Origin of the sequence: Undibacterium sp. Di26W (assembly GCF_049340265.1) — a bacterium.
Lineage (GTDB): Bacteria > Pseudomonadota > Gammaproteobacteria > Burkholderiales > Burkholderiaceae_D > Undibacterium.
On record NZ_JBMPOR010000043.1, the window covers coordinates 1 to 21290 of the forward strand.

Consider the following 21290-nt stretch of genomic DNA (forward strand, 5'->3'; position numbering starts at 1 on the left):
CAGCAAGAAATGGACAATGCCAATACGGGACTGGAAAGGAGCACTCAATCGCTTTACCATCCAGTTCGATGACCGGATGTCGCAGAACTAAACGAAAAACCGTTTACACAAAATTCCGGACACCCCCAGAGCTATGAACTCAGAGTTACTGAGGTATCTTGTAGTGTTCTTATAGCCAATGCGACGCCCATGACCTTCTGAGCTAGCCTCAGGTAAAGAAAGAAATTCTTGAAGATGATGAGCATTTATCGTTAGTCCTGGAGATAAACTATCTTCACGTGCACTTTGCCGGGTGCGCTCACAGAATTTAAAATAAAAAGCATCGTCATTTAATCTCTGATCGCAAATTTGGCCAGTCTGCTTATTGTTTGGAAATGCAGATTTCAAGTTGTGAATGGTTTCTAACTGTTGATCGATATTTGATCCATCAACTTTGTAGCTCCAACCATTAACAACTGAATCTTTTTCCATTGCTTTGTATTGAAGCAGCAGAAAGCTGTTATACATTTGATTGTAAATCATCAAATCGACTCCAGTTGCTGTTTCTAATGGAGTGCTGTCAACAACATAAATTCTTACTTCATTACCTTGTCGACCTGGAAATATTGCAGACCCGCTGACGTTTTCGGTAAACTCTAAACCAAATATTCTCGAATCATGTTCAATTAATGAGCGCTCCGCAACTGGTTGCATATCCAATATATCAAGAATAGTGCTAGCAGATTGAAGTCGCGTGTTGTCGGCTCCATTGAGAACGGGACGACGGTCAATTTCTGCAATTTCCAGTACTAATCCGACTGCATCGCGTTGTTCGGAAATCCTGAGACTTTTAGGGTCTGTGCTTAATATTCTTCGATCTGCTAAACGGCGGTCAACTAACTCATTTAGCTCGGCAGCATGATTTTCCCGCAGGTTCTTTATAGTTTGAATTAGCTGTAACCAAGCTATCGGATTAATACGTTTTAAATTTTCTGCAGTTGAGATGTGCTCTGCAAGACCCTTGGCATTTCCCGCTTCGTTTGCATCTATTTGTGGGATAAATATTACTGGATTTGAAATTCGCATCTTGGTGCGGCGCGTTCCCCCACTGCCACCCATTTTACGCATAAGTGCTGCGCCGAAAATTGCGATTCTAGGTTCTCGGCGGGCCAGAAAAACAAGCTCACATTTTTCAAAAGCCCAGTCTTCTGCCGAAAATGATTCGGCGGCGGTCTGGTAGTCCGCCAAATATTCCTCAATTCGATCTGTTCGTGCAGGTTCGAACGTTAGTATGAATCCACCGTATTCGTCTTTGTTTAAGTATTTTCGTTTTCTCATCTCATCTTTCCAAATTTTTGAGTTGCTGAAATTGAAACACGTTAAATATAGCTAGAATTTTGGTATAACCAGATTTTTCGTTGCTTGCAGCTTGATTCTGATCACAGTTAATTGCTTTTAAAGTAACATTTTCGCAAAGATGTTTTCTTATGACCTCTACAGTTATCAAGAAATTTTCCTTTAGATTTGCGGCGGTCTACAAGTCCGATATCCACATTCTAGATGTTGATCCAAGGCCCAGTGGTAGGCGGGTGAAATGCTAGTCGTGCGAGGCATGTCCGATCTACGATGTAGTCGAGCATAAACATATATAAAACGGCTCATTATCTTAAAAATAATGAGCCGTTTTCTTTGTACTTCTATTCTTAAACCTTCACATCCGCCCCCACCCCATGCGCCTGCTGATCTGCATGGTAACTAGACCTCACCATTGCGCCCACCGCCGCATGGGCGAAGCCCATTTTGTAGGCTTCTTTTTCATACATCTTGAAGACATCCGGGTGGACGTAGCGGCGTACCGGCAAGTGGTGGCCGCTGGGGGCCAGGTATTGGCCTATGGTCAGCATGTCGACGTTGTGGGCGCGCATGTCGCGCATGACTTGCAGGACTTCTTCGTCGGTTTCACCCAGGCCGACCATGATGCCGGATTTGGTTGGGGTATTCGGGTGTTGTTCCTTGAAGCGTTTCAGCAGATTCAGTGAATATTCATAGTCAGAACCCGGGCGCGCTTCTTTGTACAAACGGGGTGCGGTTTCCAGGTTGTGGTTCATCACGTCTGGCGGAGCCATGTTCAAAATTTCCAGCGCACGGTCCATGCGGCCACGGAAATCCGGTGTCAGGATTTCTATGCGTGTCATGGGTGACAGTTCACGTACTTTGGTGATGCACTCGGCAAAGTGGGCGGCACCGCCGTCGCGTAAATCGTCGCGGTCGACGGAGGTGATGACGACATAGCTGAGCTTCAATGCAGCAATGGTTTTTGCCAGGTTGGCTGGTTCATCCACGTCCAGCGGATCCGGGCGGCCATGGCCGACGTCGCAGAAGGGGCAGCGACGGGTGCATTTGTCACCCATGATCATGAAGGTGGCGGTACCTTTGCCAAAGCATTCGCCGATATTCGGGCACGATGCTTCTTCACAGACTGTCACCAGTTTGTTGGCGCGCAGGATGTCTTTGATTTCATAAAAGCGGGTGGTGGGCGAACCGGCTTTGACGCGTATCCAGTCGGGCTTGGGCAGCCTTTCCATCGGTACGATCTTGATAGGGATGCGTGCAGTCTTGCTGGCCCCTTTTTGTTTTTCGGTAGGATCGTAAGCAGCGTTGGCGACGGGTGTGTTTTCGGTTGTCATGGTATGAAGCGATGTCGAAAAATCAGGAGGCAGTCAAAAGATCTTGCAAATTCTGTGCGAGTGCGGTCTGGACCTGGGCCAGCGGCATGGTCACGCCCAGGGTTTTCATGTCCACCGTGGCCAGGCCGGCATAGCCGCAGGGGTTGATCCAGGAAAACGGTGTCAAATCCATATCCACATTCAGTGATACGCCATGGTAGGTACAGCCATTGCCGCGCACTTTCAGGCCCAGGGCGGCGATCTTGGCACCTTGCCACTGGCCGTTGCTGACATAGATGCCGGGCGCGCCTTCCTTGCGTTCACCAGCCAGATTATACGCTGCCAGGGTGTTGATGACCGCCTGTTCTATCTTGTGGACGAATTCACGCGCAAATAAACGGGCCTTGGGGTGGCTGCGGCGCAAGTCCATCAACAGGTAAATCACGACCTGACCGGGGCCATGGTAGGTGACTTCGCCACCCCGGTCGGTCTGCACCACCGGAATGTCATGGGCAGCCAGCACATGTGACTGGTCGGCACCCAGGCCCAGGGTATAGACGGGCGGGTGTTCGACAATCCAGAATTCATTGGGGGTGTGTTCGGTGCGGGCATCGGTAAAGGCGCGCATGGCATCGAAAGTGAGCTGGTAAGGCTCAATGCCGCGCTGGATGACGTGGGGAATCACGGATGACGAGATGGCTGCTTGCATAGACCGCTAGTGTAACATTTTGCGGGATGACGGTCTGCGCCAGTGAAAATGGCATGATCTGGCGCAAGCCGCAATCATGCCAGAAAGGCCAGATTAATTATTCACAGATCAATGTTTAGTGTTTTTTCTACCCTGGCCCTTCCACCCGCCATCAGGCTATGGATTGTACCGTGCCTGATATCCAGGTCGACCTGAATCAGGCTAGGAGAGGCAGGGTGCATCAGATAACCTTGCTCTATCTGCAAGCTTGGCCCGGCTTGTTGCAAGGCGGTGTACAACAGGCAGGCCAGTGGGCCGGCAGCCATGCCGGTTGCTGCTTCTTCATCTATGCCGTAGCGTGGCGCAAACATGCGTGTGCTGGCGGCGTGGCCGGTATCTTGTGCTTCCAGGGTGAAGGGGTAAAAGCCGATCAGGTCAAATTCTTCACTGATGGCGTTGATCTCTGCCTGCTTGGGCTGTATCTGTGCCAGGCGGTCGCGGCTGTTGATGGGAATCAGCAAGAAGCTGTTGCCGGTATTGACGATGGTGGGGACTTGTCCGGGTATTAAGTCTTGGGTAGCAAGGCCCATGCTTTTCAGTATGCGGTCATAGGCAGCGGCGCATTGATTACCATCGTGATTTCCATCGTGATTTCCATCGTGATTGTCATCAGCAGCGATGGGCTGGAAGCGAGGTGCCTTTTGTTGCATGAAAGCCATGTCGGCTTTGATCAATATGTCACGATTGCCATCAATGGTTTCTTTGCTACTCAGTCCTTCACCGACCATATCCAGTGCGCGCAGCAGAGAAAAAGTAGCGACGGTAGCATGGCCGCAGTGGGCGATTTGCCGGTTGGGGGTAAAAAATTCCAGTTTAAAGGCAGCACTGTCTGAACGCGATACAAAGGCGGTTTCCGACAAGCCCACCGCTTTGGCAATGTGTAATTTTTGCTCAGCAGTATATTGATCTGCATCCAACACGACGCCAGCCGGGTTGCCGCCTGCATTGTTGTGGGTGAAGGCGTGAACGATGTGGACTTTGACAGATCCAGTCATGGCATTTCCAAATGAAGGGAATCGGGAGTGATTCTAGAGTGCCTAGTGTGTCTACTATGAAATTACACTTGCAGTGCAATGATGTCAGCGGTGTTCTTGACCGTGCAGAATTCATTGTGCAGGCTGGCCAGGTGGATGCGGTGTATTTCTTCAGCGGGGATCAGTACGCCATTGACGTCGCTGCGGTCAAAGGTGGCGCAGGCGTCGGCAGCCAGCAATACATCAAAACCCAGGTTGCCAGCCATGCGTACCGAGGTGGATACGCAATGATCCGTCGTCAAGCCGGCGATGACTAGTTGTTTGATGTTTTTGACATGCAGATAGGCTTCCAGCTCGGTACCGATAAAGGCGCTATTGACCTTTTTGGTGAAGATGGCTTCGCCAGTCAGCGGACGTGTCAGGTTCTTGAATTCATAACCTGGCTGTCCGCCACGCAATGGTGAGCCCGCTTCTTGCGATTGGTGGCGTACGTGGATGACGGTTCGTTCACGCTCGCGCCATTGCTGAAGCAGGGCCGCCATATACTGTTCGGCAGCAGGATTATTGCGCTGGCCCCACTTGGGGTCATCGAAACCTTGCTGTACGTCGATCAGTACTAAGGCTGCATGCTTCATACCGGCTTCCTGTGCATTCCTGTACGTTTATCTGGCTTGGCTAATCAGGCAAATACCTGGCTCAGCTTGCGCGTCAGTTTTTGCAGATAGCCGCCACCCAGGAAGTCCTGGTTTTTCATCGAAATCACGCTGGATACTGCGGACAATTCGATCAGGCTGGCTTGCTGTTCTGCTTCTATCACCACCAGCTGATTTGCCGGAATGACCATGGATTCACCAGCGGCCAGCCAATAATCGTCCTGGTTTCCTGCAATGGTCAGCCATACGCGGCCACAAGCCACTTCAATTTTACGGGCTGTTTCAGAATGGCCAGACAGGGTGTTGCCGGCGGCTATCGTGTATGATGGGTTTGCGAAATTATTTGTCATTTCCATGCTCCTGTATTTACTGCCTGAAATGCGCTGCAATCCGAATATTCTGGCTAAGCTTATGTAAAATATGATTTGTTGCACAGCGATGAAAGCATTGTAGTCTGCTGCCATCAGGAAATAAAACGAGTAATTTTTGATTGTCTTGCTAATTTTATTCACATCAATATGGATTTTAGGCGATTACCCAATTTAGCGGCCCTGCGCGCCTTCGAGGCCGCTGCCCGGCATGAAAATTTCTCGCGGGCGGCAGATGAAATCCATCTGACCCATGGTGCCATCAGTCATCAGGTGCGGGCGCTGGAAGAAGAATTGGGCGTTGCCCTGTTCATCCGCAATGGCAAGCGCATTTCCATCACGCCAGACGGCGAACAGTTTGCCGCCACCATACGCCAGGCCTTGCAAGACCTGGGCAATGCAGCTGAATTGCTGCAAACCCGCAACAAGCAAAAACGCCTGGGCATCACCGCTTTGCCTTCTTTTGCTGCACGCTGGCTGTCACCGCGTCTTGGTCGTTTCATCGAACATTTCCCGGATCTGGAGGTCAGCCTGCAATCCAGTAACCACCTGACGGATTACACCAGGGAATCGATAGACATAGGCATACGCTTTGGGCTGGGTAACTACCCGGGCATGGTCAGTGAACTGTTAATGGGGGATTATTATTATCCTGTGGCCAGCCCGTATTTCCATGGTGGACAGTTACCACGCACGCCGGCGGAACTGGCCAGCATGCAATTGCTGCGCTGTGATGGCGAACCCTGGGAACCCTGGTTTCGCGCAGCCGGTCTGGACAATGAAGAACCCACCGGCGGCCTGGTGTTTCAGGATTCATCGATGCTGGCAAGGGCGGCGGTGGATGGGCAGGGCATCGCGCTGGGCCGGCATATTATCGTGCAGTCAGATATCAAGGCGGGTTTGCTGCAACGCCTGTTTACGATCGACATCCCCTGCGAGGTGGCGTATTACCTGGTGTACCCGCCGAATGCCTTGTTGAAACCGCAAGTAAAAGCCTTCAGGGAATGGCTGCTGAATGAAATTGCAGAAGAGAGCAGGCAGATGTAAGGCAAGGTCGGGGATGAGATGTGCTCTGCCTGTCAGCCAGCATGGGCGGACAGGCAGGAAGGCATTCGTCTTACAGTACGAATTTCACCATGGGGTGAGACGACAGTTCACGGTACAGATTGTCCAGTTGTTCACGGCTGGTAGCGCGCACAGTCACCGTCACTGACAAGTAAGCGCCTTTGCTGGATGGACGCATCTCAACTTTGCCGGCATGAAAGGTCGGATCGTGGATAGTTACCACTTCTACCATGGTCTGGGCGAATTCATCGTGCATGGGTCCCATGATTTTGATGGGGAAATCGCTGGGATATTCAATCAGACTTTCTTCTGGGGGGATGGGTCTCATTTCCATAATACTTCCCTATTTCAAAATAACTTAATGTCAGTATATGGGGTCTTGCGCCACATTTCCAATAGACTGGTGCTGTACTTCAAGCGCATTGAATAGACCGCCCTGGACATTGTCATGCATGAAAAGCATGCACTTCATTGGAAATTTGTTGGGCCGGGCCTCGTTAGGCTACGCTTCGCCAGCTCAACACTTGGCCTGAAAATAACGTATACATTTATCAACGGCACAGTGTTGGGCTGGTGAAGCGTAGCCCAACCTACCTACAGATAACCGCAGTCTAGCGAGGCAATACATTTCCAGTATTTTATTTAAGCAGCCTTGGCAGCTTGATAAGCCGCATACAACTTGTGATAGATGGCACCGGGTTTGCCATCACCAATGCTCGCATCATCCAGTTTTACCACGGGCAGCACTTCCTTGGTGGCGGATGACAGCATGACTTCATCGGCGGCGAAGACTTCTTCGCGGCTGATGCGGCGGGCTTCCAGCTTGATGCTTTGGGCGGCGCACAGTTCTTCTATCAGGCCGTAGCGTATGCCTTCCAGTATCAGGTTGTCTTTCGGCGGACCCATCAGCACACCATCCTTGACTATCCATACATTTGATGCCGATGCTTCGGTCAAATAGCCATCGCGAAACTGTATGCTCTCGGCCACGCCTTCTTCGGCAGCATTTTGTGCTGCCAGCACATTGCCCAGCAGCGAGATGGATTTGATTTCACAACGCAACCAGCGCTTGTCTTCCATCGACACACAGGCGACTCCGTTTTCGCGGGCGGCCGCAGTCGGCAACACGATGGGGTTGGTCATGATGAAGACCGTAGGCGTCACATCCTTGGGGAAGGCATGCGCACGCTTGGCGACGCCACGGGTAACTTGCAGGTACACCATCTGGTCATCAGCTTCATGGGCCGCCATGACCTTGGTAATCAGGGCCAGCCATTCTTCCTTGCTGTGCGGATTGGTGATGCCTATGGACGCCAGGCTGCGGAACAGGCGCGCCAGATGCTGGTCAGCACGAAACATCTTGCGCTGATACACAGGGATGACTTCATAAATACCGTCGCCAAAAATAAAACCACGGTCCAGGACCGGGATTTTGGCTTCGGACAGCGGCGTCATTTCGCCATTCAGGTATACCAGGGGATCGTTCATGATGTCTGCGTGAGTGAGGATGAGAAGGGCTATTTTCACACAGAACGAAGGGGCCGCTTATGCAAATAACGCATACAAGCATAGCCCGGATTTATGCGCGGTCCAAGACCAAGGGCCGCGCATAAGGGGGGGGCTGGCTTACTTAAACATCAGGCGTATCGAATCCCAGGCGCGGCCAAAGATGCTGGCCTGATTGACCTGTTCCAGCGCCAATACCGGGAATTCGGCAACGGCTTTGCCATCCAGCATCATTTTTACGGTACCGACCTTGCTATTGATCGCCACGGGTGCGACCAGCGGGTCTTTGCGTTCCAGCGCCGGCTTCAGTTTGGCAGCAGCACCTTTGGGCAGGGTCACGTACAGGTCGCGGTCAAAGCCGATCTTGACCTGTGCCTGCGTGCCTTTCCAGACTTCTGGTGTGGCAATGGACTGACCTTTTTCATACAGCTTCAAGGTGTCGAAGTTCAGGAAGCCCCAGTTCAGCAATTTCAGGCTTTCTTGTGCTCTTACCTGGTCGCTGTCGGTACCGATGACGACCGAGATCAGGCGACGTGTGCCCGTGCCATTGGGGCGGCTGGCAGATGAAACCAGGCTATACCCACCCCCAGTGGTGTGGCCGGTTTTCATACCGTCCACGCTAGGGTCCAGCCACAGCAGGCGGTTGCGATTGGGCTGGGTGATCTTGTTGTAGGTATAGCTCTTGGTCGAGTAATAGGTTTTATAAAACTCGGGAAAATCGATGATCAGGCGCGCTGCCATGGTAGACAAATCCTGGGCAGTGGAATAATTGTCCTTGCTGGGCAAACCATGCGGATTGGCAAAGCGCGTGGCTTTCAGGCCCATGCGTTCGGCTTCACGGTTCATTTGCACGACGAAGGCTTCTTCGCTGCCGGCCACGGTTTCTGCCAGGGCGACGGCGGCATCATTGCCAGATTGCACGATCAGGCCATACAGCAATTCATTGATGGTGACTGGCTTGTTCGGCTCGATAAACATCTTGGAGCTGCTGCCATCGACTTTCCAGGCGCGGGTCGAGACATTGATGCTCTGGTTCAGGTCCAGTTTCTTGTCCTTCAGGGCAGCGAACACCAGGTAAGCGGTCATGATCTTGGTCAGCGAAGCGGGTTCTACACTCAGCGTTGGTTCTTGCGCGGCGATCACCTGATTACTGGTGGTGTCAAGCAAGAGCCAGGACTTGGAGGCGATAGTCGGCGCTGGCAGGGTTTGCGCGACGGCAGCTGTGATGGTCAGCAGCGATACGGCAATAGAGGTTAGGAATTTTTTCATTTGAGTAGCTAGTAATACAAGAGGTGACAAAAACAAGAGGTGACAAAAAAACAAATAATCTACATCCTCAGCGTGCTGGCTGAGGGGACGAATCTGGTACAGATATAATCAGGCTTTATCCCACATGCTGGTGATGAGTTGTTTGATGTGGTGCAGGCGACGGTGAAAGAAATGGTCGGCCCCAGGTATCACGGTGACAGGGATATCCTGCGGGCGCAGCCAGTCCAGTACGGCACTCAAGGGTATGGTGTCGTCCAGTTCGCCATGGACCAAAATGGTATTCGCGGGTATCGATGGCATATCCCATTTGCCAGCAGCCGCGCCGACCAGGGCCAGGCGTTCTGCGGGCTGGCCGCGTTCTTGCGGGCGCTCTTGCAGGCGCTGTTGCAGGCGGGCCTGTACAAAGGTACCGAAGGAAAAACCGGCCAAGGCCAGCGGCAGGCCCGGAAACCGTGCGCGCATGGCATTCAGCAATAATTCCATGTCATCAGTTTCACCCATGCCCGCATCGTAAGTGCCGGCAGACTGGTCAACGCCACGAAAATTCATGCGTACCGCTGCATAACCCAGGCCAGTAAAAGTGCGCGCCAGGGTCTGGGCGACTTTATTGTCCATGGTGCCGCCAAACAGCGGGTGCGGATGGGCTACCAGGGCCAGGCCCACAGGGCTGGCATGGGTTTCGGGATCTGGGAGGTCCAGCGCGCATTGCAATTGTCCTGCTGCGCCCTGTATAAAAAAATGTTCGGTTTGGGCATTCATGGGATTCAGATCTTGAGACGTTCAACCACGCCGCCGCCTATCAGGTCAACGTCAATGATTTCATCAATATCGCTTTGATCAACATAGGTGTACCAGGTGCCTTGCGGATAGACCACCACCACCGGACCTTCTTCGCAGCGGTCCAGGCAGCCGGCCTTGTTGATGCGGATTTTGCCGTGACCATTCATGTCCAGCTGTTTGATGCGGCGTTTTGCGTGTTCCTGCGCTGCCTGCGCGCCACGGTCGGCACAGCATGGGCGACCATCTTCACGCTGGTTCAGGCAGAAGAAAACGTGTTTTTGAAAATAGAGAGCTTCAGACATAGATTATTCAGCCTGCGGATCATGCAACCTGGGCTTACCTGAGGTAATTAGAGATTGCGCCGCCGGATGGCAGTAGTTGAAGCCCACTATGATACTGCAATTGCGCAGGCAGGGGCAGGAAGCCAGGTTTCAACTGCTGGCTGGTTTTCGCAACAGGGCCCAGATTCCCAGGAAAGGCCAGAACACCGACAGGAATTGTGCCGCCCCATTAAAGTTCAGAAACTTGCCCTGCACCCAGGTCTGCATGGTGGCAGCGAAGTAGGGGTTGTCGGATACCAGATTCAATACGATCAGGGAAATCGTCAGCAATACCAGCGCCAGCCGTTTCTGTACATGGGCTGGCGCAAAAGAAAAACCATACAGCATGATGATGCTGATCAGCAGGCCGCCACGCGCACCCGGGGTCAGCCAGGCAAACGCATATTCAGGCTTGAACAGCAGCGCACTGGCCAGCGATTTGATGACCAGTGCACCCAGTAATAACAGGGTGGCCAGTACAGATTTGGGGGCATTGCGGTTCAGTATGCTGAGGCAGATCAGCAAGGCTCCGGTACAACTGCAGGCAGTGATGATGGCTTCGGACATCAAATATTCATCCGCACTGGGCTCAAAGCCTTGCAGCAGGAAATTGCTGATATCAATATCCGTGCCCAGCATTTCACTCAGGCTTTGTGAAATGATGGGCAGGATTTGCCCCAGACCGAACAGGTAGGCCTGCGGATAAATCTGCGCCATGGTCCACAGAGCAAGCACCAGAAATTCGCGGCTGGATTCCCTATAGGTCCATTGCTTGCGCAAGAGTTGCAGGCGACCTTTTTCCAGTATCAGCGGAGTCAGCAAGGCGCCCAGTATTGCACCCAGAATGGCACCGGAGGCATTGGTCAGAAAGTCCAGCAAGGAGGTGACACGGCTGGGCAAAAAGTATTGCACCACTTCTGCGGTGGCGGAAACCATGATACCGCCCAAGGTGGCCAGCAGCGCTGCCCACCAGCGGGTGACCAGTGGATACAGGGCAAACACGATCAATATGCCAAAGGGAATATAACCGACCACATTGATGGTCGTATCAAAGCCCGACCAATACCTTGGCCATTGCTGAATGACATCCGGCAAGGCTGCCCAGTTATTGGCTTGCCATCCGGTGAACGGATACCAGCTGGCATACAGGATCAAAAACAGGTAAGCCGCCAGACTTACCCTGGCAAAGGGGGAGCTGTGCTGTGAGCTGACCGCGTCAGTTGAGAGGCTGGGCTGCATGCGCTGGCGTTTGAACTTGGACTTGGGCTGGGGCTTGGGTTTTTGGCTTAATTCAATGGGAGGCTTTTGATCCAGGTTTGTAGTGCATCAATGCTGGCATCAGCCGCTTCCTGCATGGCTTTGGCACCACCGGGGGCGTCGGCGCTGGCCGCATTCACCTTTTGCTGGAAGCTTTTCTGTGCCAGCAATTGACGGCCTTTGACCAGGCTGGCACGCAGGCTGATTTGTGCATGGCTTTGATTCGGGCTGCTGAAGATTTGCGAAAACTCTTCCAGTTCTATGCGCAATACCGGGAATGGCGAGGCCGCTTCAGTACTGAGCATGACATCGCTGCCCTGATTAGCCATACGGGTTTTCAAGCGCTGTGCCAACAGTTGCGCAGGCGGCATGCTCCAGCGATGCTGGGAATAGGCTTTGAGCTGCTGGACATTGTCATACTGCAGGCGATATAACATGGCATTGCTTTCCAGTGCAGCCGGGACGGCAATCTCCGTCAGGCTGAATTGCAGCCTGCCAGGCAAGGGTGTGGCAGGCGTTTCTGCCAACCAGGGGCCAAAGTCATATTGCTGCCGTTGCGCGACAGGGGTGCTGGAACAGGCGGACAGGATGGCAAACAGGCTGATGCTGATCATTGCGCGCAGACGTGCAAGCTGTTGGTGCAGATGTCGATAGTTCATGCGAATTCCTTTATTTGGGGGCGACAAAACCGGGCTCGCCGGGGCCAGGGGCCTGTGTCGGCGGGCCAAACAACAGGCTTTGTGGCCGGTCATTGAGGCTTTCTGATACCCGTTTGATGGAGCGCATGGTGGCCCGCGTTTCACCAGTCAATGTTTGTACACGTGGCAGGGTATCGATGATCAGGCTGTCGCTGACCCTGTCCATGGCCTGGTTGAAGCGTGCCAGCGGTCCATCTGCTGCCTGCAGGTTGGTGGCAAACTGATTCAGGTTATTGCTGAGTTTGCTGGCATCCGATGCCAGCCCGTTGATGGATTTCAGCGTGGTCTTGGCTTGTTCTGCCAGTTCGGGTAGGCGGGCCAGGGCAGGCTCGAGCTTGTCGGGTACTGCCTTCCAGGCGGCCGACGCTTTGCCGAAATTCTCGATGGCGGTCATCAGCGATTTCTGGTTGGTCGGATCAAACAGATTGTTCAGGCGACGTGTCAGTTCTTCAGTTTGTGTGAGGATGGCCTGGCCGCGTTGTTCCAGATTCTGCATCATGCCAGGACGCATCGGTATGCGCGGCGGCGCATCTGTATTGATGGCAGCGCCGTCGGCGACCAGCAACTGCTTGGAGCTGCCGTCATCGTCAAGTTGTACAAAGGCAATGCCGGTCACGCCCTGGTAACCCAGGGTGGCATAGGTGGAACTGGTGACCGGCGCATCGGGAATGATTTCCAGCCGCAAGATAATTTGCCCGGGGTTTTTGTCATCAAAATCGATGTCGGTGACATTGCCAACCTTGATGCCTTTATAACGCACCGCAGCCTGCAGGTTCAGGCCGGACACCGCCATCTTGGTGGCGACTTCGTACGGTACCCGTTTGATTTTGTCGCGCCCCAGCCAGATCGCCAATACCGTCGCCAATATCAGCAGGGCAATGGTAAAAAAGCCGGCCATGAGCGCATGAGATCTGTTTTCCATAGCTTACATTTCCTGATGCTGGGTTGATGACAGTACCTCCATGGCGCGCTGACCGCGTCCGCCACGAAAGAAACTGGTAATGAATGGATGCTGAAACGCCAGCACTTCTTGCGGGCTACCGATGGTGACCACGTGTTTTTCTGCCAGCACCGCAATCCGGCTGGACAGGGCAAACAGACTGTCCAGGTCATGCGTCACCATGATGACGGTCAGGCGTAATTGCTGATGCAGCGATAATATCAGGTCGACAAAGCTGTCGGACCGGTCCGGGTCCAGCCCGGCGGTGGGTTCGTCCAGAAACAGCAGCTCCGGGTCCAGCGCCAGTGCGCGCGCCAGCGCAATCCGCTTGATCATGCCGCCAGACAGGTCGGACGGCATCTTGTGCGCATGCTCAAAGGCAATATCCACCATATGCAATTTCAGGTACACCAGATCGGTGATCAGGTCTTCAGACAAGCTGCCCAGTTCACGCATGGGCTGGGCAACATTGTCAAATACGCTCATGGCTGAATACAGGGCACCATGCTGGAATAGCATGCCGGAACGCTTGCGCAAGAAATCAAGATGGTGTGCCTGCGGCGCATGCAGGTCTTGATCAAATACCTTGATGCTGCCACGGTTCGGTATTTCCAGCCCCAGCATTTGCCGCAGCAGCACCGTCTTGCCTGAACCCGAACCGCCGACGATGGATAATATTTCACCGCGCCTGACTTGCAATTCCAACTGATCATGGATGATGGCACGGCCAAACTGAGTGCGCAAGCCGTGGATTTCAATGATATGTTCCTGCTTCATCAATATCCCGTCTTGCTGAAAATGATGGCAAATATGGCATCGGCAATGATGACCACGGTAATCGCCACCACGACGGAATTGGTGGTGCCACGGCCCAGGCTTTCGGTATTCGGTTCTATCCGCAAGCCATAGTGACAGGCGATCAGGGCAATCAACATGCCAAAGGTCACGCCTTTACCAAGGCCTATCCAGTAATTGAGAAGCGGTACTGCTTCCGGCAATTTATACACAAAGAATTCGGGTGACATGCCCAGCAGGGCCTGGGCGGAAATCATGCCGCCAGCCAGCGCCATGACATCGGTCCAGATCACCAGCAGCGGCATGGCGATAGCCAGCGCCAGCACTTTCGGCATGACCAGGCGAAAACCGTGGGGTATGCCCATGACACTCATGGCATCCAGTTCTTCGGTCACCCGCATGACGCCAAGCTGTGCCGTAATAGCTGAACCTGAGCGGCCTGCCACCAGAATGGCGGCGAGCATGGGGCCTAGCTCGCGGATGATACTCATGCCAAGGATATTGACGATATACAGGTCACCACCAAAGGTACGCAATTGTTGTGCCGACAGATACGACAACACCACCCCGATCAAAATGCCGACCAGCGCGGTAATGCCCAGCGCCTGGGCACCAGTGCGGTAAATGTTGGCAGACAATTCTTTCCAAGGCCCCTTCAGCGGGTGCCGGATAAAGCGCGCCAAATCCAGTATCAACTGGCCAAGCAAGGCAGTAAAGCTGTACAGATGGTTGAACAGGCCCAGCATCTGCCCGCCCAGCAGCATGGTGCGCGTCAGGCGTGACTTGGGTGAACCGGGGATGCTGATCCGGCTGACCTGTTCCAGCCTGAGAAACAAACCCTCATGCGCGCTTTGCATGGTGAGTTGCCGCGGCCTTTGCTTGCCCCAGGCCCGCCACAGCATTTGCGCGCCTATATGATCGAGGCTGCTGATCTGTGACAAATCCCAATGCAGGTCTGCTTGTTGCGTAGCCTTGTTGAGCTGCGCGCTGATTTCATGCATGGTGGTAGTACCCGACAGGACATGCACCAGCCAGGCTCCTGCCACGATGGCGGTCGGCTGTTGCTGGTGAGTGAATTGCAGGGTGGGCACGATCTCATGTGGCATGGCGCAAGTGTAAGTGACAAAGTATATTTACTGCAATGAAAGCCAGTCGGGCACAGGCTTACTGATTACTTTATTAGGACTTACGCAAAACCGCCCCAGCTGCGTTGTGGCTCCTTTCCTAGGAGCCGCGTACTAAAGTACTGTCTTCGTCGCCACGCCTTGCTGGGACAATTTTGCATAAGTCCTATTTATTTCTCCTGTGTTAGCGGGGTCTTCTTGTCCATTACTTCACGGCAATCACCTTTGAAGGTGGCGTTGTCGTAATCGGTCCAGCCATAGCTATCGACATAGCGTATATGTGCTTTCAGCTTCTGGCTGAGTATGCTCCATTCCAGCTTTTCATCGGGATAGCGGATATTCGCCATATCCAGCAGGCTGTGGAACACGTTCTCGGTAGATAGTCGGGCTTTCTGGTGCAGGCGCAGTTGTATGATCTTGTTGGGAAATTGTTCCTGATACGCATCTGAATACCAGACGAAGGCCGGAACATGGAATTCATACTGGGTGTTATGGCCGTGGAAAGCCAGGTTGCAGCTACCGTCGTACAGGGTCTGGCCGTGGTCAGAGATAAACAGCAGGGACGTGATTTGTTGGCTGGTCTTCAGCTTCTGTATGACTTCTGACAGCATCCAGTCGGTATACAGGATGGAATTGTCATAACTATTGTTCAGTGCCTGCTTGTTTTTCAAATCGGTATAGGCGGGATTGGCCACTCCATATAAAGAGGGCTTCCATTTATCGAAAGCAGCAGGGTGGCGATGACTGTAGTTCCAGTGATTACCCAAGGTATGCAGGACGATCAGTTTTTTTGGTGCCGGATCACGCATGGCATTGGCCATGGGTTCCAGCAATACCTGATCCAGGTTCGAACTATTGGTAAAGCCGCCCAGATTCAGGAACTGGGTGACATCGGCCTCTTTGGCAAATACCGAGGTCGGGGTATCAAATTGCCCAAAGCTCATCTGGTTCGATAGCCAATAGGTTTTAAAGCCGGCTTCCTTGAAGGCAGTCAGGAAGGATTTTTCTGAAAACCCGGCTTTCAGGCTTTGTGCTGCTGGCTTGCGCGACACAATAATCGGGACCGACAGGCGGGTGGCCGAAACTGCCGTGACCACATCGCTGAAGCTGACCAGGTTGCTTTCCTGTTTGAGCAGGGGATTGGTGTCACGTTCATAGCCATTCAGGCTCCAGCGGTCAAAGCGCGAGGATTCACCGATGACCATGATCACGGTTTGTGGCAATTCCGGATTGCCATCCAGGTGCGCCTGAAAACGGAAGGCACGGCTTTTTTCAGATAGCCTGGACAAGTAATCGCGCTCATTCCAAAAGTCGGCAGCCCGCAAGCTCAGGCCAAAAGGCCAGGTGCGTATATAAATTTCTTCGTCATACGGGATCTGCGCCCAGTATGGCAACAAAGGCAACTGCTTCTTCAGGCTCTTGATCCAGTTGCTCATGCTGTCGGCAGAGGCGTTGGCCGATGCATTGGCAGACGCACTGGCAGACGCGGATGCGCTGCTGTCGTCGTCTTCATCATCTTCTTCATCTGCATCCGAAGCCGATGTGCTGGCGCTGGCAGAGGCCGGCTTTTCTGCAACACCGATCTGCTCGCCATAAAACCATAGCCCCAAGCCCACCACAAATGCCGCTAACACCAGCCAGCGTGAACGGTGCTGCCAATTCCAGTGATGGTGAGCACGTGCTATCTTTAGCAAGCTCCACCACCACGCGATGACGGCAATGATAATCAGCAGGAGCAGCCAGACCTTATTGCCAAGAAATTCCATTGCTTCTTTGGGGCTGGTTTCGACCATGATGCCCAGGTGGTGCGTGGAAATACCCTGGCCAAAGTAGAGGCGCAGGTAAATTTCTGTCGGCAGGGCAAAGAATGCTGGCAACAACAGATAGTGAAACCAGCGCGGTTTTTGCAGCAAGGCCCAGCATCCCAGCCAGGACAGCACTTCCATCGCCAGCAAATGATAGGACTTGTCCACCGCCTGACCCTGCAGGAGTGGAAAAAATGGCAAGGCCGAAATCAGCAGGTAACTGACGATCAGGAACAGTGATGCAGGGCGAAACGGGGTGGGCATTATCAAATTGCTTAGCGTGCTGAATAAGTAGGCGGCGGTTATCGTTGCCAGTACTGCTGTGGTGGCGGGCGATGGATTCCGGCGGGTCAAGGGCGTAAATAGTAAATGATTTAGATTCGGGCGTGTTGACCTATCTTTTAGGCCAGCGAATGGGGTTGAAACCTGGCCAGCCTGCGCGATGGGAGGACCGCTTTGTCTGAAAGACAGGTCAACGCCCCCCGGCCAGAGCGGCGCGGAATTAAAGGAAATGTTGACTGCGGCAGCCTGTCAGGATCCCTTGTCCCTAGTTATAACTTGCTTTTTCGGCGAAATTCTCTACTCTGAAAGACCCGCTATTTCAGCTAAGCGCTTGAATTTAAGAAATAAAAAGCGTTGACAGGCTTGTCCATCAGGGCATAAAATTGCGAGTTCTCGATTTTGGGTTTGTATTTTCTATTGTTGTTTCATGTGCTTGTGCGCCATATGGTTACGCTAAATCGTCAGCTTATGGCAGCTTGTCCCACGTGTTGCAATGCTTAAAAAGCAGGCAAAAGATGTCAGTCAAGTCGGGGTGGCCTGAGGATTCAGGCAAAAAATGATTTTAAGTTCCCGGGCAACCGTTTCCGGGTTTGTGTTTAACGTTGTATTTTGTTGGATTAAAAACGATGCCAACCATCAATCAACTGATTCGCCAACCACGTGTTTCTGCACGTGTTAAAAGCAAATCGCCGGCGCTGGAAAACAGCCCGCAAAAACGTGGCGTTTGCACCCGCGTTTATACGACAACTCCAAAAAAGCCTAACTCGGCTTTGCGTAAAGTTGCCAAAGTTCGCCTGACCAACGGTTTCGAAGTTATTTCGTACATCGGCGGTGAAGGTCATAACCTGCAAGAACATAGCGTGGTATTGCTGCGCGGTGGTCGTGTAAAGGATTTGCCAGGTGTTCGTTACCATATGGTTCGTGGTGCTTTGGATACTCAAGGCGTTAAAGACCGTAAGCAAGCTCGCTCCAAATATGGTGCTAAGCGTGCTAAGGCAGTTAAGAAGTAATTATCTCGTAATTTAATCTCCGTAATCTATTGCGGATCAGTGTCGGTTTGGAATAAGCCGAGTAAGTGACTGGTTATGATGGCCTGTCGCGAGTGTGAAGCAAAATGTTGCTTTGTACTCAACTGAAGATTGAAAGGAATTGAAATGCCACGTCGTCGTGAGGTCCCGAAACGGGACGTACTGCCGGATCCAAAATTCGGTAATGTAGAAGTAGCAAAATTTGTAAACGTATTGATGTTGTCCGGCAAGAAATCTGTTGCTGAAGGCATCATCTACGGCGCATTCGATCACATCCAACAAAAATCTGGTAAAGATCCTTTGGAAGTGTTTGCGCTGGCAATCAACAACGCCAAGCCACTGGTTGAAGTTAAATCCCGCCGTGTTGGTGGTGCTAACTACCAGGTGCCTGTAGAAGTTCGTCCAGTTCGTCGCCTGGCTTTGTCTATGCGTTGGTTGCGTGAAGCCGCTAACAAGCGTAGCGAAAAATCCATGCCACAACGTTTGGGTGGTGAATTGCTGGAAGCCGCAGAAGGCCGCGGCGGCGCAATGAAGAAACGTGATGAAGTCCATCGTATGGCTGAAGCCAACAAGGCCTTCTCTCACTTCCGCTTCTAAGAGTAAGAGTAAGGAGCGATTGTGTGTCAATCATACAATGGCTCTGGCAAGTATTTTGAATCAGGCCGGGCGCGATTTTTGTAAAAAAATGCGCTCGGTTTTGTCCATTAAAAGATTTAGGATTAGCTATGGCCCGTAAGACCCCCATTGAGCGTTACCGTAATATCGGTATCTCTGCTCACATTGATGCCGGTAAAACAACGACTACAGAACGTGTTCTGTTTTACACCGGTGTAAACCACAAAATTGGTGAAGTGCATGATGGCGCAGCCACCATGGACTGGATGGAGCAAGAGCAGGAACGTGGTATCACCATCACTTCCGCTGCGACGACATGTTTCTGGAAGGGCATGGCGAACAATTTCCCTGAACATCACATCAACATCATTGATACGCCAGGCCACGTTGACTTCACGATTGAAGTTGAACGTTCCATGCGTGTTCTGGATGGCGCCTGCATGGTTTACTGTGCAGTAGGTGGCGTGCAGCCTCAGTCTGAAACCGTATGGCGTCAGGCTAACAAGTACAAAGTCCCACGTTTGGCATTCGTCAACAAGATGGACCGTACTGGCGCGAATTTCTTCAAAGTGTACGATCAAATGCGTGCACGTTTGAAAGCCAACCCAGTTCCTCTGCAAGTACCTATCGGTGCTGAAGACCTGTTCGAAGGCGTTATCGATCTGGTCAAAATGAAAGCGATCATTTGGGATGCTGCATCTCAAGGTATGAAATTTGAATACCGTGATATCCCTGAAAACCTGTTGGCTGACGCAAAAAAATGGCGTGAAAACATGGTTGAAGCAGCTGCTGAAGCCAGTGAAGAACTGATGAACAAATACCTTGAAGAAGGTGATTTGACTGAAGAAGAAATCAAAGCTGCTTTGCGTCAACGTACTATCGCTTCTGAAATCGTTCCTATGATGTGCGGTACTGCATTTAAGAACAAAGGTGTTCAGGCGATGTTGGATGCGGTTGTTGAATACCTGCCATCCCCATTGGACATCCCACCGGTTCCAGGTCTGAACGAAGATGACGAACCAGTTGTCCGTAAAGCTGAAGATTCAGAGAAATTCTCTGCACTGGCGTTCAAAATCGCAACTGATCCATTCGTTGGACAATTGTGCTTTATCCGTTGCTACTCTGGTACATTGAATTCTGGCGACAGCGTTTACAACTCTGTTAAAGAGAAAAAAGAACGTATCGGCCGTCTGGTTCAAATGCATGCGAACCAACGTGAAGAAATCAAAGAAATGATGGCGGGTGATATCGCTGCGGTGGTTGGTCTGAAAGACACAACCACTGGTGATACGCTGTGTGATGAAAAAGCAATTGTTGTTCTGGAACGCATGATATTCCCAGAGCCAGTTATTTCTCAGGCAGTTGAGCCAAAAACCAAAGCCGACCAGGAAAAAATGGGCCTGGCATTGAACCGTCTGGCTGCTGAAGATCCATCTTTCCGCGTACGTACTGACGAAGAATCTGGTCAAACAATTATCGCCGGTATGGGCGAGTTGCATCTGGATATTATCGTTGACCGTATGAAACGTGAATTTAACGTTGAAGCGACAGTGGGTAAACCACAAGTTGCCTACCGCGAAACTATCCGCAAAACTTGCGAAGAAATCGAAGGTAAATTCGTTAAGCAATCTGGTGGTCGTGGTCAGTACGGTCACGTTGTTCTGAAGATCGAACCGCAAGAACCAGGTAAAGGCTTTGAATTCGTTGACGCGATCAAAGGCGGTACAGTTCCACGCGAATACATCCCTGCAGTTGAAAAAGGCGTACGTGAAACGCTGACTTCTGGTGTATTGGCTGGCTATCCAGTGGTTGACGTTAAAGTCACACTGTTCTTCGGTTCTTACCATGACGTTGACTCCAACGAAAACGCCTTCCGTATGGCGGGTTCGATGGCGTTCAAAGATGGCTGCCGTAAAGCAAGCCCAGTTATCCTGGAACCAATGATGGCGGTTGAAGTTGAAACACCTGAAGACTACGCTGGTACAGTCATGGGTGACTTGTCTTCACGTCGCGGTATGGTTCAGGGCATGGACGAAATCGCTGGCGGCGGTGGCAAGATCATCAAAGCTGAAGTGCCTTTGTCTGAGATGTTTGGTTATTCCACATCGCTGCGTTCCGCTACCCAGGGTCGCGCAACGTACTCGATGGAATTCAAGCACTACTCTGAAGCGCCGAAGAATGTTATCGACGCGATCGTCACATCCAAAGCTAAGTAATAAAGAATCAAAGGCCTGCCCCATGCCGGGGTAGGTTTTCTATTGTTGATAAATCGTTCTTTTTGAAGGAAGAATAAAATGGCAAAAGGTAAGTTCGAGCGCACCAAGCCGCACGTAAACGTAGGCACAATTGGTCACGTTGATCACGGCAAAACCACACTGACAGCAGCGATCGCGACAGTTCTGTCGAAAAAATTCGGCG

The 21290-nt window shown here is 52.1% G+C and carries 22 protein-coding genes; 5 read left to right on the forward strand and 17 right to left on the reverse strand.

Going from position 1 to position 21290, the window contains the following annotated elements:
• Positions 1-87 precede the first annotated feature (87 nt).
• The 6 genes from ACO0LM_RS27970 to ACO0LM_RS27995 all read right to left on the reverse strand — a co-directional run bounded on the left by ACO0LM_RS27970 (position 88) and on the right by ACO0LM_RS27995 (position 5370).
• Positions 88-1317 carry a hypothetical protein gene (locus tag ACO0LM_RS27970; RefSeq protein ID WP_423042122.1) on the reverse strand — a complete coding sequence of 410 codons (1230 nt, stop codon included), beginning with the start codon at positions 1315-1317 and terminating at the stop codon, positions 88-90.
• 365 nt (positions 1318-1682) lie between these two features.
• Entirely contained in the window at positions 1683-2666 is a 984-nt protein-coding gene (gene lipA, locus ACO0LM_RS27975; RefSeq protein ID WP_423042124.1) for a lipoyl synthase, read from the reverse strand.
• Between the two features lie 22 nt (positions 2667-2688).
• Positions 2689-3354, reverse strand: coding sequence for a lipoyl(octanoyl) transferase LipB (lipB, locus tag ACO0LM_RS27980; RefSeq protein WP_423042126.1), 666 nt, complete (start codon positions 3352-3354; stop codon positions 2689-2691).
• 101 nt (positions 3355-3455) lie between these two features.
• Positions 3456-4388, reverse strand: a complete 933-nt coding sequence (locus ACO0LM_RS27985; protein WP_423042128.1) for a PhzF family phenazine biosynthesis protein — start codon at positions 4386-4388, stop codon at positions 3456-3458.
• A gap of 62 nt (positions 4389-4450) precedes the next feature.
• On the reverse strand, positions 4451-5002 hold the full coding sequence (locus ACO0LM_RS27990) for a cysteine hydrolase family protein (protein ID WP_423042130.1): 552 nt from the start codon (positions 5000-5002) through the stop codon (positions 4451-4453).
• Between the two features lie 44 nt (positions 5003-5046).
• Positions 5047-5370, reverse strand: coding sequence for a DUF2917 domain-containing protein (locus ACO0LM_RS27995; protein WP_422987872.1), 324 nt, complete (start codon positions 5368-5370; stop codon positions 5047-5049).
• A 168-nt stretch (positions 5371-5538) separates the two neighbouring features.
• Here ACO0LM_RS27995 and gcvA point away from each other — a divergent pair, with 168 nt between their 5' ends.
• A complete protein-coding gene (gcvA, locus tag ACO0LM_RS28000) occupies positions 5539-6435 on the forward strand; it encodes a transcriptional regulator GcvA (RefSeq protein WP_423042132.1) in 897 nt (298 codons plus the stop codon).
• A 70-nt stretch (positions 6436-6505) separates the two neighbouring features.
• On the opposite strand, the gene ACO0LM_RS28005 is transcribed toward gcvA, so the two are convergent.
• The 11 genes from ACO0LM_RS28005 to ACO0LM_RS28055 all read right to left on the reverse strand — a co-directional run bounded on the left by ACO0LM_RS28005 (position 6506) and on the right by ACO0LM_RS28055 (position 17211).
• Positions 6506-6787: a DUF493 family protein gene (locus ACO0LM_RS28005; protein ID WP_422987874.1), complete on the reverse strand. Its 282-nt coding sequence runs from the start codon at positions 6785-6787 to the stop codon at positions 6506-6508.
• A 308-nt stretch (positions 6788-7095) separates the two neighbouring features.
• Positions 7096-7941, reverse strand: a complete 846-nt coding sequence (locus ACO0LM_RS28010) for a D-amino acid aminotransferase (protein ID WP_423042134.1) — start codon at positions 7939-7941, stop codon at positions 7096-7098.
• Between the two features lie 138 nt (positions 7942-8079).
• Positions 8080-9228 (reverse strand): D-alanyl-D-alanine carboxypeptidase family protein, encoded by a 1149-nt coding sequence (locus ACO0LM_RS28015; protein ID WP_423042136.1) that lies wholly within the window; start codon positions 9226-9228, stop codon positions 8080-8082.
• A gap of 108 nt (positions 9229-9336) precedes the next feature.
• Positions 9337-9987, reverse strand: a complete 651-nt coding sequence (locus ACO0LM_RS28020; RefSeq protein ID WP_423042138.1) for an alpha/beta hydrolase — start codon at positions 9985-9987, stop codon at positions 9337-9339.
• A 5-nt stretch (positions 9988-9992) separates the two neighbouring features.
• Positions 9993-10310 (reverse strand): (2Fe-2S) ferredoxin domain-containing protein, encoded by a 318-nt coding sequence (locus ACO0LM_RS28025; RefSeq protein ID WP_423042140.1) that lies wholly within the window; start codon positions 10308-10310, stop codon positions 9993-9995.
• A 129-nt stretch (positions 10311-10439) separates the two neighbouring features.
• Positions 10440-11567, reverse strand: a complete 1128-nt coding sequence (locus ACO0LM_RS28030; protein WP_423042142.1) for a VanZ family protein — start codon at positions 11565-11567, stop codon at positions 10440-10442.
• Positions 11568-11614: 47 nt separating this feature from the next.
• Positions 11615-12244 (reverse strand): ABC-type transport auxiliary lipoprotein family protein, encoded by a 630-nt coding sequence (locus ACO0LM_RS28035; RefSeq protein ID WP_423042144.1) that lies wholly within the window; start codon positions 12242-12244, stop codon positions 11615-11617.
• Positions 12245-12254: 10 nt separating this feature from the next.
• Entirely contained in the window at positions 12255-13205 is a 951-nt protein-coding gene (locus ACO0LM_RS28040) for an MlaD family protein (RefSeq protein WP_423042146.1), read from the reverse strand.
• Positions 13206-13208: 3 nt separating this feature from the next.
• Entirely contained in the window at positions 13209-14000 is a 792-nt protein-coding gene (locus ACO0LM_RS28045; protein ID WP_423042148.1) for an ABC transporter ATP-binding protein, read from the reverse strand.
• Positions 14000-15124 (reverse strand): MlaE family ABC transporter permease, encoded by a 1125-nt coding sequence (locus tag ACO0LM_RS28050; RefSeq protein ID WP_423042150.1) that lies wholly within the window; start codon positions 15122-15124, stop codon positions 14000-14002. Before ACO0LM_RS28050 ends, ACO0LM_RS28045 begins: the two co-directional genes overlap by 1 nt.
• A 188-nt stretch (positions 15125-15312) precedes the next feature.
• Positions 15313-17211, reverse strand: coding sequence for a phosphoethanolamine transferase (locus ACO0LM_RS28055; RefSeq protein WP_423042152.1), 1899 nt, complete (start codon positions 17209-17211; stop codon positions 15313-15315).
• 644 nt (positions 17212-17855) lie between these two features.
• Between ACO0LM_RS28055 and rpsL the strand changes: the two genes are divergently transcribed.
• The 4 genes from rpsL to ACO0LM_RS28075 form a co-directional block, all read left to right on the forward strand.
• The gene (gene rpsL, locus ACO0LM_RS28060) at positions 17856-18239 is read left to right on the forward strand and encodes a 30S ribosomal protein S12 (protein ID WP_110258019.1); all 384 of its coding nucleotides are present in this window, start codon (positions 17856-17858) and stop codon (positions 18237-18239) included.
• Positions 18240-18383: 144 nt separating this feature from the next.
• On the forward strand, positions 18384-18854 hold the full coding sequence (gene rpsG, locus ACO0LM_RS28065) for a 30S ribosomal protein S7 (RefSeq protein ID WP_162039546.1): 471 nt from the start codon (positions 18384-18386) through the stop codon (positions 18852-18854).
• A 128-nt stretch (positions 18855-18982) separates the two neighbouring features.
• Positions 18983-21088, forward strand: coding sequence for an elongation factor G (gene fusA, locus ACO0LM_RS28070; protein ID WP_423042154.1), 2106 nt, complete (start codon positions 18983-18985; stop codon positions 21086-21088).
• 78 nt (positions 21089-21166) lie between these two features.
• Positions 21167-21290 (forward strand): GTP-binding protein (locus ACO0LM_RS28075; protein WP_017454492.1); only part of this gene is annotated, 124 nt, incomplete at its 3' end.

Excerpts from the sequence above, each read along its gene's own strand:
- ACO0LM_RS27970 (WP_423042122.1), bottom strand. The coding sequence starts at position 1,317 with ATGAGAAAACGAAAATACTTAAACAAAGACGAATACGGTGGATTCATA.
- lipA (WP_423042124.1), bottom strand. The coding sequence starts at position 2,666 with ATGACAACCGAAAACACACCCGTCGCCAACGCTGCTTACGATCCTACC.
- lipB (WP_423042126.1), bottom strand. The coding sequence starts at position 3,354 with ATGCAAGCAGCCATCTCGTCATCCGTGATTCCCCACGTCATCCAGCGC.
- ACO0LM_RS27985 (WP_423042128.1), bottom strand. The coding sequence starts at position 4,388 with ATGACTGGATCTGTCAAAGTCCACATCGTTCACGCCTTCACCCACAAC.
- ACO0LM_RS27990 (WP_423042130.1), bottom strand. The coding sequence starts at position 5,002 with ATGAAGCATGCAGCCTTAGTACTGATCGACGTACAGCAAGGTTTCGAT.
- ACO0LM_RS27995 (WP_422987872.1), bottom strand. The coding sequence starts at position 5,370 with ATGACAAATAATTTCGCAAACCCATCATACACGATAGCCGCCGGCAAC.
- gcvA (WP_423042132.1), top strand. The coding sequence starts at position 5,539 with ATGGATTTTAGGCGATTACCCAATTTAGCGGCCCTGCGCGCCTTCGAG.
- ACO0LM_RS28005 (WP_422987874.1), bottom strand. The coding sequence starts at position 6,787 with ATGGAAATGAGACCCATCCCCCCAGAAGAAAGTCTGATTGAATATCCC.
- ACO0LM_RS28010 (WP_423042134.1), bottom strand. The coding sequence starts at position 7,941 with ATGAACGATCCCCTGGTATACCTGAATGGCGAAATGACGCCGCTGTCC.
- ACO0LM_RS28015 (WP_423042136.1), bottom strand. The coding sequence starts at position 9,228 with ATGAAAAAATTCCTAACCTCTATTGCCGTATCGCTGCTGACCATCACA.
- ACO0LM_RS28020 (WP_423042138.1), bottom strand. The coding sequence starts at position 9,987 with ATGAATGCCCAAACCGAACATTTTTTTATACAGGGCGCAGCAGGACAA.
- ACO0LM_RS28025 (WP_423042140.1), bottom strand. The coding sequence starts at position 10,310 with ATGTCTGAAGCTCTCTATTTTCAAAAACACGTTTTCTTCTGCCTGAAC.
- ACO0LM_RS28030 (WP_423042142.1), bottom strand. The coding sequence starts at position 11,567 with ATGCAGCCCAGCCTCTCAACTGACGCGGTCAGCTCACAGCACAGCTCC.
- ACO0LM_RS28035 (WP_423042144.1), bottom strand. The coding sequence starts at position 12,244 with ATGAACTATCGACATCTGCACCAACAGCTTGCACGTCTGCGCGCAATG.
- ACO0LM_RS28040 (WP_423042146.1), bottom strand. The coding sequence starts at position 13,205 with ATGGAAAACAGATCTCATGCGCTCATGGCCGGCTTTTTTACCATTGCC.
- ACO0LM_RS28045 (WP_423042148.1), bottom strand. The coding sequence starts at position 14,000 with ATGAAGCAGGAACATATCATTGAAATCCACGGCTTGCGCACTCAGTTT.
- ACO0LM_RS28050 (WP_423042150.1), bottom strand. The coding sequence starts at position 15,124 with ATGCCACATGAGATCGTGCCCACCCTGCAATTCACTCACCAGCAACAG.
- ACO0LM_RS28055 (WP_423042152.1), bottom strand. The coding sequence starts at position 17,211 with ATGCCCACCCCGTTTCGCCCTGCATCACTGTTCCTGATCGTCAGTTAC.
- rpsL (WP_110258019.1), top strand. The coding sequence starts at position 17,856 with ATGCCAACCATCAATCAACTGATTCGCCAACCACGTGTTTCTGCACGT.
- rpsG (WP_162039546.1), top strand. The coding sequence starts at position 18,384 with ATGCCACGTCGTCGTGAGGTCCCGAAACGGGACGTACTGCCGGATCCA.
- fusA (WP_423042154.1), top strand. The coding sequence starts at position 18,983 with ATGGCCCGTAAGACCCCCATTGAGCGTTACCGTAATATCGGTATCTCT.